The following is an 18019-nucleotide window of genomic DNA, read 5'->3' as shown; positions in this document are numbered from 1 at the left end:
CTCCCTCCTTTTCTAATAGACACCTTCATCGCCGAACCGTTTTGCTAAACGATTAGCAGCAACAATTAATATAAGTCCTATCACAGACTTGAATAATCCAACCGCTGTTGCAAAACTAAAATCTGAGTTTTGAATCCCCTTAAAGTAGACGAAAGTATCAAGCACGTTACCAACCTCCATCGTGAAAGGAGTTAACATTAAGTAAATTTGTTCGAAGCCAACGTCCAAAACACTTCCTAATCTTAATATTAATAAGATAATAATTGTACTTTTTAGAGCAGGCAATGTAATATGCCAAATTTGCTGCCAGCGATTGGCACCATCAACAGCTGCTGCTTCATATAAACTTGGGTTAATACCTGAAAGAGCAGCAAGAAAAATGATTGTTCCCCAACCGGATTCCTTCCAAATTACTTCTAGAACAACCAGTGGCGTAAACCAATTAGGGTCTTGTAAAAAAGCAATCGAATCCATTCCAAAAACGCTTCCAATTATTTTATTAACGATTCCATCTGATTTCATTAAAATCGTGACAATCCCGATTACTACTACCCATGATAAAAAGTGAGGTAAATATACAATCGACTGAATTACTCTCTTGTATAAACTGCTTCTTACTTCATTCAGCATAATCGAGAGAATAATAGAAATTGGGAAAGCGAATAAAATTTGGAGAAAAGATAAAAATAATGTATTCCATAAGACCCGAATTACTTCTCGATCATCAAAAATGGTTTTAAAGTGCTTAAGTCCAACCCATTCACTGTGGAAAAACCCTTGAAAAGCACTAAAATCTTGAAAAGCAATAATGTTCCCAGCCATAGGGATATATCGATAGATAATAAAATAAAGAAGTCCCGGCAATAGCAATAGATAGAGATAACGCTCTTTCCATAACCTCTTCAATATTTTGTTCTTTCTTTTAATAAGTAAAATTGGTTTTTCCTGAAAACTAGCGTTCGGTTCTAAGTTTCTTTGTAAATCCTCCATATTATTGTTCACTTCCTATTATCTGAAATTCTTTCTCAAATACGATTTCTTTTATGAAAGAATTTTCATATATCATAGAGAAGCATCTTCTTATCAATTGGTTCCACTTGATCACCTCCTAAAAAAATGGTGTTGTTGTTGTATAAGTCAAGGCTTGGAAATAAATTATTAATCCCTTATGATTAAAATTGTTACTATTATGAATATTTAAATAAATGTAAACGTTTTAATCAATCGTCAATAGTTTCACTACTCCAGTGATTTTCATATTTCCGAAGAATTGTGAAAGTTTCATAAAGTAGACTATCCAATAAAGGAGGCCGATTATGAGGAATTTTCTAAAGCATAAATTTAATTATCAATCTACTTTTGTTAAATTGCTTTCCAGCTTTTTTGTTTTAATTTTAGTTGTTGTTTCATTTAATCTATTTTCCTTTTCCTTTTTCAAAAGCAACATTCAAAATGAAATCATTAAATACAATAAAATGAATGTTGAACGGACTTCTCGCGATTTTGAGAACCAGTTCCAATTAACATATAATATGGCCGTTCGCTTTTTTCTTCATGATGAACTTCAAAATTTAAAAAAGACCCCTTTGGACTATGCTGCAGTAAATCAAATTATCAATGATTTAGGAGAAATTTCTTCCGACCAATCATTTTATCTTGATAATCTTTTTTTATATGATAAGAGACATCAGATTGTCCTTGGACAAGGCAGGGGTACAAACATAAAGGAAGTATTTACCCAACATTACCACAGCTCCAAATACTCCCATGAATTTTGGGATAAGGAAATCACTGATAGTAAATTTACAAGAGCTTATCCTGCAGCCTATTTTTCAAAAGAGAATAGCCAGTCAAAAACAAAAGTGCTGCCATTAATAATAAAAAGCAAGTTGTACCCAGATTTTGTTATGGTTGCTTTCCTTGATGCTGAAAGAATCTTTCATGATTTTCATCAGTCAATAAATAATAATTTTTACATTTTGAACAAACTAGGGGATCCTCTCTATTCATCAGGCTCAATCGAGGAAAATCAGCTTCTGTCCTTTAAGGCTGAAGATGGCTGGGTAAAAAACGATGAGAAATATTACTTTTATAATCATGGGAACAAATCGAATTTCACCTATATCAATATCGTTCCAGATATAGCAATTTCCTCACAAATTTCTCACCTAAACATTATTTTAGCTATTATTCTCATTTTATCTCTAGGCTTAGGGATTGCTACATCCATCTTCTTTACTTCACGATTCAATAACCCTATAAAAAGAATTGTGAAATCTATGAAGCCTTTGAATGATAGTGAATTGCCCTTACATCATATAAATGAATTTGATTTAATTCGCGATAACATTGAATTAATACTAAAAACAAATCAAGAAGTACACGATGACTTAAAAGAAAAAAAAGTCCTTTTACGTTATTATGCTTACATGAATCTCTTAAAAAAGGTGAGAGCAGATTTTCAAGAGCTTCAGGAGCTAGAGGAAAAAAATCAACCGTTTCTTATCGTCCTTTTTAAGCCTTCCTTTAAAAGGAGATTTAAAATTGACATGAATGGGGAAGAAGATAAAGCTTTACAATATTTTAAAGAATACATTAAGCATGTTATAGGAAAGGAGTTTCGAGATTCTCATACCCTCCAAATTGAAAGAAGGGAAATTTTATCACTTATCTACATGGATGATAATGTTAAACAACTTGAACAAACATTGGCAGAAATTAAAAATGTGCTTGAAAGAGATTCAGACTTTTATTTCTTTACGATTACTGTCAGTTCTCTGCATGCAAACTCCTCTGAGCTAACAGTTGCCTATGAACAAGTGCTTGAGTTTTCAAAGTATCGTCCATTTAATGAAAATACAGTTATTTGCTTTGAAGAAGCTCCAATCAAGACAAGCTATGTGCTGCCTTATAATTATGAAAAGGAATTGGATCTAAACCTAAAAGAAGGAAACCTAAATGAACTTTTGCAGCTTTTAAGGCGGATAGTGGGCCAAATGGAGAAAAAAAATCTAAGTTCGATAAGCTTTAACCAATTTAAGGAGGAAATCGAAAACAAGATAAAAAAACAGTTTCACTCATTAAACCTTGATTATGATCAATTACCTAAGTCTGAAAGCTTTAGCTTATATACAGTTGATGAATTGGAGCAATTTATTGAGACGCTGTTAACCAACGCTTGCACCCAAATAAGAAAAACTACCGAAAATAAAGATGATCTCATAGGATTTGTAAAGAATTATATTGAAAACCATTACTCAAATGAAATCACTCTTGATCTATTAGCTGAGAAAATTAATATTACAGGAGGTTATTTATCTACCTACTTTAAAGAAAAAACGGGATCCAACTTTTTGGATTATGTGAATCAGGTGCGGATTAACAAAGCGAAAGAGCTATTACTTGATACACAAATGAAAATTAATGAAATTGCCGGAGCAGTAGGATATCTCAATTTAAATTCATTTAACCGCATGTTTAAGAAGTACTCTGGTGTTACTCCTAGTCAGTATAGGATAAAGCAGAAGTTAAGCATTCATGTTAAAGAAAAAAACGAGAAAGAAGGTTATGAGCTATAACCCTCTTTTAAACACATTAAAATTTTTTGTTACTGTATAAGAAGGTGACTCCGGTTAGCCGGAGTGTTCTTTATGAACATACAAAAACCCGATAAGGACTATTTTTATTTATCTATTATTCGGGTTTTAGTTCACTAGCTTCCCTCCCGTTTTAAATTCATATGAATTTACCCTAGCTTAGGTGAATCTATTAGCAATACCTCCTGTTTTTTTGTTCCATGCAATTCAAATAAAACAATTTCATTTTCTCCTTCTTTTAAAAGCGGAGCTGGTATATATAAGGTTTGCTGTGGCCCAACTTCCCAATAGCGACCAAGGTTAAAACCATTTATATAGGCCACCCCTTTCTTCCAGCCATCAAACTGCAAAAATGTGTCAGCCAGCTCTTCGGCATGGAAAACACCTTTATAAAATACTGGCCGATTACTACCGATATCATTAATAGATTTATATGAGAGTCTCGAAAGATCATCTAAAGGAAGAGAACGAATCGTCCAGTGGAATAAAAATTGCCCTCCTAAACGAACTCCTTCTGTAATACCTTTAGGGTCCCTCAGCATATGCCCGTAATTTACTCTGCCCATATTTTCTACGAGTATTTGTAATTCCGCTCCTTCTTCAGGGATCGTTAAAATAATCTGATCATTCTTGTTCCAGCGTTCAATAACTCCTTTGTACTCACCATTAAGGTAAATCAGCGCACGGTCATGCACATCCTGTAAAGTAAGTTTTGATTCAAATCTCGGTCCTGATACTCTTGTTGTGTAGAGAATAAATCCATAACTCTGCCCAAGCTGCTCCATTGGTTCGGGACAAGTCCTTTCAACAGGTACAGATAATGAATCAAGTGCTTCAAAGAGCTGTACTTGATTTGTTATCCTAACCTTTCCATAGCTCTTTTTACGGATAGGCTCTGGTAAATTTAATTCTTCTAAATCTTTATATTTCGATATGACATCCCGAACCTTAAAATATTTATCAGTTGGTTCTCCTGACTCATCCAAGAGACAATCATAGTCGTAGCTTGTAATCGTTGGCCCATATTTGTCGGAGTAGTTTGCCCCATTATAAAAGCCGAAATTCGTTCCACCGTGAAACATATAAAAATTAACCGATGCCTGAGCTGCAAGCATTTTGTTGAAAACTTGGGCAACATCGTCGGCTTCTCTAGTATGATGCTCGTTCCCCCAATGATCAAACCATCCATTCCAAAACTCCATACACATTCGGGGTGCATTTTTTTGATACTCATCCAATTTTCCAAAAAATTCTTGAGGTCTTGAACCAAAATTCAAAGTCGCCAGCACCCCTGGGACCATACCTCCTTGAAGCATAGAATCTGTCGGGCCATCTGAAGTAAACAAAAGTACATCAATGCCTCTTTTAAGCATACTATCTTTTAAATATTCAGTGTACTTCGTATCATTCCCATAACTGCCGTATTCGTTTTCAATTTGCATGGCGATGATCGGCCCTCCATTTGTGCACAACAAGGGCTGTAATTTCGGCAGCAATACATCATAGTAAGCGTCAACTTTGTTCAAAAAAGGCTTATGAAAACATCTCAGACGCATTCCAGGATCGGCTAGGAGCCAAGCCGGCAATCCTCCAAATTCCCATTCCGCACAAATATATGGACTTGGTCTGACAATAACAAATAATCCAACCTCTTCTGCTGTCTTAATAAACTTTACAAGATCAGCGATTCCTTCAAAATGAAATTCCCCTTCTTTAGGTTCATGGATATTCCAAGCAATATACGTTTCAACTGTATTAAAACCACACGCTTTCAGCTTTAAAAGCCTGTCTTTCCAGTATTGCGGTACAACGCGGAAATAATGAATCGCCCCAGAAATAATGGTAATTGGTTTTCCATCATAAATAAAACTTTCCGTATTATATTTGAATGAATGCATAGTCCATTCCCTCCTTAGATTATGAATTCTTTAGATTATGAATTCTTGTTATCTATTAAAAAAAAGAAATGTTACTAGGTCAATCACTAATCAATTCATTTTTTCACTTTTTTGCTTATTTTCAAAAATTAGTGAATTTTCCCGAAAAGAGACTAAAGTACTCCCTCTACCCTTACGTGCTAACAGAAGATGAGTTTGAAAACCTTCTTTATATAATAAGGAAGAAAACCGTCAAAAGCAGAGGCGTAAATCTGGAAGAAAGTACAGGCGAGACCGCTGAGTTCTTGTTTTTTCTTGGTGAGGAGTAGCTGCCGTATTTGAAACATGGTAGAAGAACAAAGGAGGATGGCAATTAGTTGGCCATAGAGATGACATTCTAATCGCTCTTTTTTGATCTCCTTACATTGATCGATTTCAAAGAAGGATTTCCATGTTTTAAAGAGTAATTCGATTTGCCAACGTAATGAGTAAAAATCATGAACGTGTTCCGTTGGAACATCTTTGGATGACGCATTAGTTATGTATATATTCATAGCACTCAATCGTTTACTCCGTTCCTTCATAACAACCCCTTTCTTTTTCTCCTTTAGCTCTTGATTTTTCTAACGTTTTCGGGTTTGTTCTTCCTTAAGTCGGTGGATAATAACTCTAGCCGGCAACTTTTGATGACCAATGTAAACTTCAGAGATCTCATAGGTTTGCCCCGGCTTTAATTGATGCATGATCTCTTCCAAATCTAATTGAGTATACTCGGTTTGCTTTTTGACTGTTCCGTTTTTAAAGTATTCGGGAGCAGGATTCCTTAAATAAATCCGAGTGTTTAATTTTAAGCGAGAGATATAATAGGCTCCTTTCTCATCCATTTGATGGAGATCTTTCAGGTCGAAATAACCTAAATCACGTATACATAAATCACCTGTTTGTACTGTTTGTAAGCAAGTAGAACCGTAGGTTCGATCATTTTGTTTACCTGGTCCTGAGTGAACATGCATGAATTGGCCACTGAGAAGATCATATTCTAATTGAATCTTTACGCCAACCGTATGGCTACTCCCTCCAGATCCTTGATAAGTTGAGGCAAACACATCTGGAAGTTGAAAGGTCGTAGAATCCAAGATTCGTATACGCTGAAACTGAGAAGCATAACGATAAGGAAGAACCTGAGAGGTATATAGCTTTTGAGTAAGCAAGGAAGTGAATACATGTCGTAGAAGCTTGACAGCCGAAGAATTAAATCGTTGATTGAGTCCTTCAGGACTTATCAAGACACCCGTTGAAGATTCTAAAGAACTACATAGCTGAGTCAAGGAAGTACTCGCTACTTTTTGACTTACCCACACGCACAACGCTATTAAATCTTTGGCTTGATACTTACTCGTCCTTTGAACAAAACCCACTTTTTTGGCCAGCTGATATTCAAGAAAAGCCCCCTATAATTGAATAACAGAGGAACTTCTATTAGCTGCTTTAGCCTAATAAGGCTACCACCAAAATTTATCCAATATGAAAAGAGTTGTGTCGTTACCCATAAAGTATCGACCTTTAAAATCAATATTTTTCAAGTTGCACTTTTAATTCAACTAACTTTTTCTTTATAAAAGAATCTGTTTCTTCAGGTAATTGGTCTAATTTGAAAAATCCAGCTTCAATCGCTTGATTCTCATCAGGCGCTACTTTTCCTTCAAAGTCAGTACATAAATATCCTATTGCAACGATGTGATATTCATCTTCATCATTCTCTGGCTTCCTATATAATTCAAGACCAGAATAAACACCAAATAATTGTAATGAATTTAACGTTAATCCTAATTCTTCTTGAACATTTCTTTTAATACAATCTTCAACTGACTCATTTAATTGTAATATTCCACCAGGTATCCCCAAGTTGCACCTGAAAATCTACATAATAAAATTTCTCTCTTATTATTAATAATAGCTACACTTGGTCTGACTATTATCAGTGGGGAATTTCCAATCATTTCTCTTATATCTTCACAATAACCCATAAAACCCTCCTATGATAATTGATTAATAAACTTTGTAACATTTCCTAGACAACAACTACCTTGAGGATTGTTTACCTCGCAACCACATCGGTTTTCTTTTATGTTTTCACGAATATGTTCTACTGGATTTGGAGTAACTCCTATTTTTACATATTTTTTAATTTTTTCTTTAGTCCAATCAAAACAATAACAAATCGGTGTAGTTGCTGAGTCATCTTTTTGATGAACAGGTACTTTTATATCAGATACAAGGTACGTTTTATTATTCGTATTAAAATAAACTACATCACAATCTTTGGTTGAACAAAAATAGTGATTTTCTTTAGCATTAAATGTTTCAAATGAAGATGGTTTTAGCATTGATTTCAACGTAATTATTTTTACTATTTTCCCTTTTACATTGCAAGACGGACATAACTCAGAACCACTACTTTCAGGAACTTGTTCATGTATAGTACAACAATCAGACATATTCCAACTCCTCCCTTTAATTGGCGTGGTGCTAATAACATCTGCCCTTTAGTTTAACAAGACATTTAAAAATTTTAATGAAACCGTTAAATATGAAATGCAATTACACCTTTTTTAATTTTTATATATGCAATATAACAATCTCACAATTAATATTACTTTTTTTCTATATCCTTGGATTTTGTATATCATTATGCTTATGATTCTTCTCATTAAGGTGATAGCATAGTTGAACAACGCCAGAGGAAAACCTTTTTGTATTAACCAGATTTAGATTCAACCTTTGCTTTATGTCAATAAACAAGGGTTTTCCTTCTCCCAAAATAACAGGGTGAACAGATAATCTAAACTCATCAACAAGTCCTAAGTTTATAAAAGTTGTAATAAGACTTGCTCCTCCATAAAGCCAGACGTCCTTACCAGGCTTATTCTTTAATTTATTTACTTCTTCAAAAATATTATCATTTATTAATGTTACTTTATTATCAGTCCTTTTTTGTGTTCTGGAAAAAACATATTTTTCTTTACTATGAACTAATTCCCAAATTTCTTTTTCGGTATTAGAGTCATCATTTTTTGGAGTATATTGTCCCCATAAATCATAGCTTTTTCTTCCATATAAAATAGTATCAATATGATTTAAGAAATTAATGAACTCCATATCAGAGTCCATGATGCACCAATCAACTTCTCCTTTTTGCCCTTCAATAAATCCATCTAAAGTAACTGCTAAATCTAAAATTATTCTTCTTGGACTTTCATTATTGGACATAGTTTTTCCTCCCTTTAATCCTGAAAACATTGCTTTTTTCAGCAGTTTTTTGTATATTTCTTCATATTTGTCAGCCATATATTTCAGTGATGAAAATTTAATTTCATTAAAAACGTTCCTCAACAATCTGGTCCATTAACTAAAGAAGATAGAAAATCGAATCCTCCACAATCCTGTCCTTTACCTTAATAAGAAGAGGCGACACTTTGTTAAGCAATCGCCCCCGATTGTTGAATATCATTTATATTGTCTTATCGAAGAATAGCGCCCGATTGTTGAACAAGGTCTCAATTAATATCCCCTAAATAAACTGGAGACTTTTCATTATTAAAATGCTTTATTATATATTTTCTTAGTTCATTGGGATATATCCTATATTGAAGTAATTACTTATAAGCTTTTTCTTATAAACAATCTTGAAAAAAAGAAATAGACGAGTTGCCTCGTCTACATATTGATTATGAAACTGCTGATTTCTCCTGCTTCTTTTCAACAGCCGTTAATTCAGGCTTTTTTTCTTCCTTTTTCTCTTCCTCTTTATCTTCATCAGATACTAACCCCTTGGCTGCACTCTTGAATTCAGTTAACGTGCGTCCAAAAGCCCGTCCGACTTCCGGCAGCTTGGAAGGTCCGAAAATAATCAACGCTATCACAAGTATTAAAATCAAACCAGGAACCCCTATGTTTTGTAACATTCTAATTTCCTCCTATTTATATAACATTTTTCAAACTGTTATTTATCGATTTGCACAATGTACTCCTGCATCCAACTGTTGGTTCTAAAATTCCGGCCTTTGATGACAACTTCATCCTCAAATACATGTACTTGCAAGCCTTGACTAAAAGCGCCGCCTTCTGGGTGTATCATTTCTCCAGGTTCCGGATTCTTCGGCATCCATCCGGTTTGAATGGCACCGGCGTTAACGACTGTAATGCCTTTCTTATTACCGCCCGGTACTTTAACATTTACCGCCCAATCTGGCAATTCCAAAGACCAGTGTGAATGGCCCGTAAACACGAATACATTCGGGTAATCCCCGATAATATCCATAAACTCTGCTTGCCGCAGATAGTCTCCCAAATACGTTTTGTACGAGCCCGAGACGGTGTCGCGAAGGACATGGTGGGTCGCGATAAAAACCGGTTTGGCTTCTTTCGAATACTTTTCCAATCGATCGCGCAACCAATTCAATTGATCATCGCTAAAATATACTTGGTCTGTGCTGAAATTTGCATGGTTTTCGTTACCCAACACTAAAAATGGAATACCTCGAACTTTGCGCTCATAGTATGGCTTGTCCACTCCAGCAAAATCATAAAAACGCTGAAACCTGACCTCTACGCTATCCTGTCTTCTGTACAAATCATGATTTCCCATGGCAGGAATGATATTGAAAGGAACTGCATTGTTATTTATTATATTGCGTACCGCGTCAAATTCTTTGGGATCGCCGTAGTTTGTAATATCACCGTTAATAACCAGCGCTTTGGAATAAGGGTTGATGATATTCATTTGCTTCAATGCGGTATCAAAATCAACGGTATCCCCTTGAGTATCGCTAATGACGTTGAAAGTCATGATGGATTTTCTCGTGATGGAAATGTCCACTTTCAATTCCGAAATAACAGTTTCCCGACCATTGGCATCCGCTACGACAAGGTCTTTAATCGTGATGCTGCCAGTTTTACCTACTTTACCTTTCGCTTGTACGTTTAGTTTCGCAAGATTGACCGTCTTTCGTTGTTTTAAAGGATTTCCAGTTGTGAAGTTGACTACGACTTTATTTTTGGAGACTTCCGTCATCTGTGCTTGCAATCCCTCTTGCATTCCTGTCACATCGGTAACCTCGAGAATGGATGTATCAAAATGAATGTTCATGCTTTTCGGTACAAAATCGCTGTATACTTCATTCAATCGAATCATGACAGGAGTATGGGTACCCTCCTCAATAAATCCAGCATGCTGAACATCGGCTTGGACTAAGTGGATGAAAGAAATATCCGCAGGAATGTCCACTTCAATTTGACTTAAGCTGACAAACGCATTGCTTGCCACTGCGTTCTTCTCCCCGGTAACAGTTACTTTTACTTTATGTTTCCCCGCTTCAAGTTCAGGGCTTTCATAATAAACACCTGTTTGTCTACTAGGTGCATACAAGTCTGCTTTTTGTTCCGGTCCCCCGTCAATAGAGATAGCGGCAATCCCGTCTCCGGCATCTAATTCTCCCAGTAGACGGAATTGATCTCCTATAAATTCAAATTCAAAGTAGGCGCCTGTTTTATTGTTAACAGAGTGCGAGGACCAATGTTCCCATCCTGTACCTTGGAAGTTAACTTTGAACAAGCCTGTCCCTTGTTCAAGATTCGTTATCGTGATGACATTACTATTGGCTGCAGCAAGGGCTGTTTGCCCTCCATTCAATTGAAGACCACCAAACGGGAGAAGCGAGAAGCCGAGGGCAAGTCCAGCTGTTTTCGTTGTCCCCTGTAAAAAATCTCGTCGATTCATTTCTTTTTCAAAAACACCACTATTATTAATTTTTTTCTGTGATTTGTCGTTTTTCATAATGTTAATCCTCTTTTCATCATAAATTCTTAACCATTTCAACTGCAGGAAGATACATCAGTTTCATTTCGTCGATGTTCAGAAAATAATTTTAAGTTAAAACTTGATGTTTATAACAATAATTTATCCTCCTAATTTAATGAGACTTTATTGGTACGTACCTAATTGTAAATGGGAAATGTTAATGAAATATAAATCATATGTAAATCCCACTTAAAAAAAGTAAAACAAACAAAACAAACAAAACATTTTATATTGTTTAAGTTGGATTTGAGAAAAGAAATTTGATTGAGGGGATTTTTAAGTTTTTTTATGATAAACAGTTTTATAAGAATTTGATGGATATATATAGCGATCAAATTCTCTTCTATTCTTGTATTCCTATACAAAACTAGTAATAGTTTCGAGTAGTTACCACCCCTTTTATAAAGCTCCGATAAAATGGGTTCTAGAGATTTTCCGAGCTCTGTAAGGGAATATTCGATTTTTCGTAGGTAAACCCTTATTCCATTAAATGGCCCTTTTGTAGAAGAACTTCAGAATCCACTTACTCCGTTAAACTGCCCTTTAATGGAATAACTATTATTTCCAATTTAACATAAATATTCATTATTCTACCTTGATTTGCAAAAAAAATATGATTTTTGTTTCTTATTAAAATACAGCGTTAACTATATTACAACATATATGTTAACATTAAAAATAATGTCAATTTTAACATATATAATATTTCTTAGCACAAAAAAACCAATCATTTAAGATTGGTCAGTATAATAGCTATCGTTATCTTATATCTTTAGCAATTTCCTTCACAATATCAAAAGGAAGGCCTGTATGATTTGCAACATCTAATAGCGACATACTAGGAACTTTCAGTAAGCTCTTAGCAATCTCAATCGCCTTTTCATTCTTTGCTCCATCAATTTGTGTTTTTTGGTCCGCAATAAATTTTTCCCTTAGCTGATACATCCTGATGGTTTCCTCATCAGCACTTAAACGGCGTAGTTTATCTTCTGCTTTTGCTACTAACTGATCCAAGATAAACACCTCCTCTAAATTTGGCTGCTTAACCGTATCTCCTCTTAGAAATAATAACCATCTATGGAGTGGATTATGCAAGTCAACTTCTTCTTCATTAAATTTTGGCATCTCAATGAAATGAATTTCAAGTAAATCAGAAAGAAGTTTTTTAGTATGATCCTCATATATGTGGTAACTTGAATGAAAAGATTCAACCTCATCCAGCAATTTAAACCCAAGAATGTTAATGGTAATTGTTTTATTTAGATCCGAATACTTTTCAGATGCCTTAAAATTCTCTGTATACAACTTTGACCAATAAAATAAGGTTCTTTCTTTCATATTGTATTCATTGGCTAATTGAACTTCTATATTGATTTTTTCTCCTGAGTAACAGATGGCCTTTATGTCCAAAATTCCTTGTTTGTCATCAATCTTTTCTTTTGTTAATTTCTCTTCCACAATGTAAAGATCTTTTACCTCATCATCTAATATGGCGTTAAGAAATCCTATTAATAGCTCTTTATCTTGATTGTCACCAAATAACTTCTTAAAGATAAAATCATTTAAAGGTCTAAGTCTCTTCATATCGTGCTCCTTAAGCTTATTATACATCAAATTGCATATTGAAATAACATTTATCAATTCGATTTGTGACGTGTTTCTACTATTATAATATAAAATTATTTTAACTGTTTTTCCTGTAATTTTCTGTACAATGTCATTCGGGAAATGCCAGCTTTTTCTGCAGCATCAGTGTGGGTGTGGCCTTGAGAAATGAGATATAACGCATATTGTATTTTCTCGTTATCTGCTTTGGGTCTTCCAGGATGTTTTCCTCTTTTTCTGGCTGCAAGTATTCCCTCTTTTGTCCGCTCTGACGTCAAGTCCCTTTCGAACTGGGCAATACCAGCGAAAATAGTGAACAACATTTTTCCATGTGCAGTCGTTGTATCCAGCCATGATTCCTTTAAGCTTTTTAGATGAGCTCCTCTGTTTGAAATCTTTTCGGTAATTTCAATCAGATCTTTTGTTGATCTCGATAAACGGGTTAAATCTGTAACGACCACTTCATCACCTGATCTCAAAAATTCCAGCATCCGATTCAGTTCTGGTCTGTCCCGTTTAGTGCCAGTGATTTTTTCGAAGAAGATTCTCTTGCATCCAAACTCTTCCAATTGATTCTTTTGCCTGTCAAGATTTTGATCCATTGTAGAAACACGCATATATCCAAATTTCACCAGTTAGTGTCTCCTTTTTATTTATATTGTATCAAAAATACTCAAAACATCAAAAAGTTACATTTTATATTGTTACACATTTTTGTTACACGTTTTATTAGATTTTTAAGCTGTAGGTTACAAGTATATAAGTTTGTAACAAAAATGACCGTTTTTTATACAACACAATTGTAATAGGATAAGGTGAGGTTATGTAATTATTACTAGAAAATATGAATTTATTCGATTAGTCATTTTATCTGGAAAGGTATTTTTATCGAAACAAAAGATAAAAAGCCCTGATAAGAATCAGGGCTTTTTAAGCGAGATTATTGGAATAGTTTTGCAATCGTGCTGTCAGGCAATGCTTGTACGCCACCGACGATTTCATATTCTTCAGCAAGGTCTGCATATTTCTGTACAGTCTGTTTTGTTGTCGCTTTAGGCTCGTTTGGATCTGTCAGAATCACACCATTGAACCAGCCTGCTGCAACTGCAGAGGCAGAAAGAGCATCCGGGAAGTTAGTGCCTGTCGCAATGAAAGGATAATCCATATCATAGATACCTGCATCAACAGCAAAATCTACAATCTGGCTATTCGTCGCATAACGGTTGCTTCCGCCCAATCTGATTGTTTCCGGTAACGTTTCTGTAGCCTTCTCTGATACGACTGCTGATCCTCCTGCAACAATGGCGAAATCTGCATCTGCTGCTTTGACATAATTCTTAACGGCACCCGGAAGATCTGTGCTTCGAGTTAACAGAATCGGGGATTGAATAATCCCGGCAAGCGGAGCAATGGATAGGGCATCCGGGTAATTTTCACCTGAAGCTACCACAAGACCTCCTGATTCCATTCCTACCTCCTTCGCCACTTTGACAGACGTATCGTATCTGTCAGTCCCGGCAATACGTGTAATGGTTTTTACTCCTGCATTTTTCAGCTGAGTCTCAACAGCAGTTGAGATGACGCCAGTTCCGCCGATCAGGTAAACCTTTGTCACACCAAGTTCTTTTAATTTTGTGATTACGCTGCCTGGAACAGCATTCGTATCTGTTAAAAGCAATGGAGCTTCGTGCTTTGCTGCAAGCGGAGTAGCACTCAAGGCATCCGGGTAGTTTCTTCCAGTAGCAAGTACAGCAACATCTGACTCATCCCATTCATCAGCAAGAGCAACTGATGTTTTAAAGCGGTCCTCTCCTGCATAACGGTAAGTAGGCGCTGTTTCAGCTGCGCTTACCTGAGCAAAAGGAAGGCTCAAAGCAAATAGAGCTGATAATACAATTGTTTTTTTCATAAAAGATCCCCCTGTATGTAATCTAGCAAACTTCTATATTATACTTTTTTACCGGATAAAATGTAATAGATTTATTACAATATATTACTTATATTGTAATAAAATTTTTCGACACAATCATACATCTCTGTCCTCATTTGCCGCAAGCTTCTCTGTATCCATTGGGGAAGTTATTTTGTAAGCGGCAAAAACTTCTTTTGCTTCCCTGATTTCCTGTCTGATTCGTACCACTTCAAAAATAGATTCTAAAGTCATTCTTCATTCCCCTTTGTTATTTTGATTTTGGATTTTGCTTTTCCTTCTTTCTTGAGTGTTTTTTAGGTTGTTTCCTTTCCTCCTCTTCTTTTTAATCTTGGGTTGTCCCTTTTGAAGCCGAAGCGCTGATGTTCCCCAAAGGGGGATGATTTTTACGGATTCCCGTCAAACATGTCATCAAGCTGGCACTACTTTTTAAACAAAAGGCTACCTTTGGTACTGCACCCCAAAAGTTAGAGTAAAATCTGACTTTGGGGTGTTTTTATTTTATGGCTAAGTATAGTGATGAATTCAAACTTATGGTTGTAAGAGAGTATCAAGAAGGAAAACTTGGACACAAGCTTTTAGCTAAGAAACATGGTATAAAGTCATATTCACAAGTTCAGAGATGGATAGATATATACGAGAAGTTTGGAGCAAAGGGATTGACAAAAAAGCAGCATAGAGAAACTTATTCTGTTCAATTCAAACTTGATGTATTAAGCTTTATGAAATGAACAGGTTCTTCAGAAACGGAAACAGCTCTTCAATTCGGGTTAACAAATCCTCCTATGATCGCTTCTTGGAAAAAAGCTTTTCTGGAGGGTGGTGCTGAATTTCTGGAAAGACCAAAAGGACGGCCACCTATGTCTGATAAGACTAAGAAAAGACAGAACAAACCAACAGAAGAAACGAAAATGACTTATGAACAAAAGTTGGAAAGAGAAAATGAACTTCTTCGTTTAGAGGTAGATTACTTAAAAAAGTTGCGGGCTTTTCAGATGGATCCGGAAGGCTATCTCGAAAAGCACAAGCAGCGCTATCATTCGAACTCAAAGAAAAATTCCAATTAAAAGATGTTTTACAAATAGTTGGTATTCCAGAATCTACTTTTCACTATCACATAAAAATGATGAAGAAGAAGAATCCTGATGAAGAACTAGAAGCATGCATTCAATTAATTTTTGAAGAAAACCACGGCAATTATGGTTATCGTCGTGTCCATTTGGAATTAGGAAACCGAGGTTTAAAGGTAAATCATAAAAAGGTTCAACGTATAATGAAGAAACTTGGACTCAAAGGTGAAAAGTTCAGGCGAAAATCACGCAAATATAGTTCATATAAAGGAACGGTTGGAGCAATTGCGAAGAATCGTATTAATCGTCGTTTTCACACAAATGTAAGCCATCAAAAATTAACAACAGATATCACAGAATTTAAGTGTTTATATAGTGTGAAATTGTATCTAAATCCAATCATGAATATGTTTAATGGTGAAATTCTTTCGTATGGGATTAGTATGCGCCCAAGCTTAGAACTTGCGTTAAAACCTCTCGAGGAAGCCCTTGAAATCGTAAAAGACTCAAAATACAGGACAACTATACATTCTGATCAGGGTTGGCACTATCAACATATAAAATGGGTAAAGACACTGAGAGAAAACAAGGTATTTCAGAGTATGTCGAGAAAAGGAAACTGTATTGATAATTCACCTATGGAGAACTTTTTTGGCCTGTTGAAACAAGAGATGTATCACGGTGAGGTACGATGTTCATTTGAAGATTTAAAAAAGAAGATTGAAGAATATATTATTTATTATAATAACAAACGTATAAAGCAGAAATTGGCAGGCATGAGTCCGGTTCAATACCGTATCCACACCAGCCAATTAGCAGCATAATATAAAACTTTAACTTTTGGGGGTCACATCATTTGCAGGCAGCCTTTTGTTTTGTCCTAATTGATAAGAAAGTTAAGATACAGAATTTTATGCTTATTATAGAAGATTATTGTTTTTTCACCTCTAATTACAAATACGCATAAATTTGTGAACATTATAGGATTTGACGCATAAAATCAAAATTTAGCATATATTATTTATTTTGGCACATAAGCTCGTAAGTTTGGTGTATAACTAATATTTTTAGGGTATTAAAAGTAACAAAGTTTGCAAAAACATCCTAGTTTTATTATCGGCAATATTTATCGCGTAAAGCCAGTGTATACTTAACCGATTGTTCTGTACCTTTTTCTTGATCTTCAATCATTTGTTCTAACAGTTCTTTTGGAGGATAGTAGTAATCCAATGGTTTAATGACATTTAAATCATAAGGAGGTTGTTCAACTTTGAAAGCTCCTTCACCAACCGTAAAGACTCCGCCCGCACCAAGCTCTCTCTTAAAATTGATAGCGTATGGGAAGCACATTTCAACGTTGATTCTAGTTAAAGTAGATTTCTCAACCAGTATTTTAAAACTTTCTTCCGTATTGATATTGCCTGTCCCTACAGGTACGCCGCATACCCTGTATTCCTCACCATCATGAACGATAATATGATCTTTAAAATGGGTTGTAAATGCATAAGGCGCTAATTTTCTTACCGCTTCAACCGGATCCTCCCATGCCATCATTCCGTTTCCTACATCACAATGAGCACCTACCCAAGGGCTGTTGACTTCCTCAATCACTTGAATAACTTCATCTGTTAACTCTTCCTCATGATTTTCTACAGCGAGCTTTATTCTGTATTTCTCTAATAAAGGTACAATTTGTTTGATATCTTCAGGTGCTCTTTTCAGTTTTTCAGGATCATACTCCCCCATACATGCATATGTGCGAATCACATCTGCTCCTATTCTATGGGCTGCATAAATTACTTTTTTTAGATGTTCTGGATCTGTTCCATTTGTGTCGATTTCAGCGAAAAATCCATACTTTTGAATTTCTTTTCTTACTCTCTCTAAATACTCCGGTTCAAAAGATTCTAACGTGCCCCATCCTGGCAATCCAGGCCATGGAACAATATTGATCATGACCCCATCTAATCCTAATTCAGCTGTTTTTCTGATAAAACCGAAAATATCCATTCGGCCTGAAATAAACTGCAAGTGAAAGCTTTCTGTTTCTAATCCAATTTTCATTTTTTTACCCACCTTTA

At 35.3% G+C, this 18019-nt stretch carries 16 protein-coding genes and 2 pseudogenes; 4 read left to right on the top strand and 14 right to left on the bottom strand.

The genetic code is table 11. The features are described from left to right. Window positions 1-12: 12 nt before the first annotated feature. Window positions 13-990 (bottom strand): ABC transporter permease subunit, encoded by a 978-nt coding sequence (locus LIT25_26920; protein ID USK36751.1) that lies wholly within the window; start codon window positions 988-990, stop codon window positions 13-15. Between the two features lie 485 nt (window positions 991-1475). On the opposite strand from LIT25_26920, the gene LIT25_26915 reads away from it, so the two are divergent. Then, on the top strand, window positions 1476-3578 hold the full coding sequence (locus LIT25_26915) for a helix-turn-helix domain-containing protein (protein USK36750.1): 2103 nt from the start codon (window positions 1476-1478) through the stop codon (window positions 3576-3578). A 167-nt stretch (window positions 3579-3745) separates the two neighbouring features. Here the strand turns inward: LIT25_26915 and LIT25_26910 are convergent, their stop codons facing one another. From LIT25_26910 to LIT25_26855, 12 genes and pseudogenes are all read right to left on the bottom strand, one after another. Beyond that, window positions 3746-5494: a beta-galactosidase gene (locus LIT25_26910; protein ID USK36749.1), complete on the bottom strand. Its 1749-nt coding sequence runs from the start codon at window positions 5492-5494 to the stop codon at window positions 3746-3748. Window positions 5495-5769: 275 nt separating this feature from the next. Further along, window positions 5770-6903 (bottom strand): annotated as a pseudogene (locus tag LIT25_26905) (IS4 family transposase). A gap of 139 nt (window positions 6904-7042) precedes the next feature. Then, entirely contained in the window at window positions 7043-7378 is a 336-nt protein-coding gene (locus LIT25_26900) for an NUDIX domain-containing protein (GenBank protein USK36748.1), read from the bottom strand. Between the two features lie 131 nt (window positions 7379-7509). After that, a complete protein-coding gene (locus LIT25_26895) occupies window positions 7510-7971 on the bottom strand; it encodes a (2Fe-2S)-binding protein (GenBank protein USK36747.1) in 462 nt (153 codons plus the stop codon). A 166-nt stretch (window positions 7972-8137) separates the two neighbouring features. Beyond that, the gene (locus LIT25_26890) at window positions 8138-8743 is read right to left on the bottom strand and encodes a dihydrofolate reductase family protein (protein USK36779.1); all 606 of its coding nucleotides are present in this window, start codon (window positions 8741-8743) and stop codon (window positions 8138-8140) included. 458 nt (window positions 8744-9201) lie between these two features. Beyond that, a complete protein-coding gene (gene tatA, locus LIT25_26885; GenBank protein USK36746.1) occupies window positions 9202-9438 on the bottom strand; it encodes a twin-arginine translocase TatA/TatE family subunit in 237 nt (78 codons plus the stop codon). Window positions 9439-9476: 38 nt separating this feature from the next. Then, window positions 9477-11309 carry a DUF4073 domain-containing protein gene (locus LIT25_26880; protein USK36745.1) on the bottom strand — a complete coding sequence of 611 codons (1833 nt, stop codon included), beginning with the start codon at window positions 11307-11309 and terminating at the stop codon, window positions 9477-9479. Window positions 11310-11470: 161 nt separating this feature from the next. Continuing rightward, window positions 11471-11794 (bottom strand): winged helix-turn-helix transcriptional regulator, encoded by a 324-nt coding sequence (locus LIT25_26875; protein USK36778.1) that lies wholly within the window; start codon window positions 11792-11794, stop codon window positions 11471-11473. A 298-nt stretch (window positions 11795-12092) separates the two neighbouring features. After that, window positions 12093-12944, bottom strand: a complete 852-nt coding sequence (locus LIT25_26870; GenBank protein ID USK36744.1) for an Rpn family recombination-promoting nuclease/putative transposase — start codon at window positions 12942-12944, stop codon at window positions 12093-12095. 68 nt (window positions 12945-13012) lie between these two features. Next, window positions 13013-13570, bottom strand: coding sequence for a recombinase family protein (locus LIT25_26865; GenBank protein USK36743.1), 558 nt, complete (start codon window positions 13568-13570; stop codon window positions 13013-13015). Window positions 13571-13878: 308 nt separating this feature from the next. Then, window positions 13879-14847 carry a cell wall-binding repeat-containing protein gene (locus LIT25_26860; protein USK36742.1) on the bottom strand — a complete coding sequence of 323 codons (969 nt, stop codon included), beginning with the start codon at window positions 14845-14847 and terminating at the stop codon, window positions 13879-13881. Between the two features lie 117 nt (window positions 14848-14964). After that, window positions 14965-15102, bottom strand: coding sequence for a hypothetical protein (locus tag LIT25_26855; GenBank protein USK36741.1), 138 nt, complete (start codon window positions 15100-15102; stop codon window positions 14965-14967). 269 nt (window positions 15103-15371) lie between these two features. On the opposite strand from LIT25_26855, the gene LIT25_26850 reads away from it, so the two are divergent. From LIT25_26850 to LIT25_26840, 3 genes and pseudogenes are all read left to right on the top strand, one after another. Beyond that, a complete protein-coding gene (locus tag LIT25_26850; GenBank protein USK36740.1) occupies window positions 15372-15599 on the top strand; it encodes a transposase in 228 nt (75 codons plus the stop codon). 129 nt (window positions 15600-15728) lie between these two features. Then, a complete protein-coding gene (locus LIT25_26845; protein ID USK36739.1) occupies window positions 15729-15935 on the top strand; it encodes a hypothetical protein in 207 nt (68 codons plus the stop codon). After that, a pseudogene (locus LIT25_26840) lies at window positions 15836-16762 on the top strand (IS3 family transposase). The gene LIT25_26845 and the pseudogene LIT25_26840 overlap by 100 nt, the downstream one beginning before the upstream one ends. Before the next feature lie 289 nt (window positions 16763-17051). On the opposite strand, the gene LIT25_26835 reads toward LIT25_26840, so the two are convergent. After that, complete coding sequence (locus LIT25_26835; protein USK36738.1) at window positions 17052-18002, bottom strand: sugar phosphate isomerase/epimerase; 951 nt, start codon at window positions 18000-18002, stop codon at window positions 17052-17054. Window positions 18003-18019 lie beyond the last annotated feature (17 nt).

Origin of the sequence: Bacillus sp. F19 (assembly GCA_023823795.1) — a bacterium.
In the GTDB taxonomy this organism is placed as follows: Bacteria; Bacillota; Bacilli; order Bacillales; family Bacillaceae; genus Bacillus_P.
The sequence above is the reverse complement of the archived record's forward strand: the minus strand, read 5'-3'. Positions and strand labels throughout refer to the sequence as shown.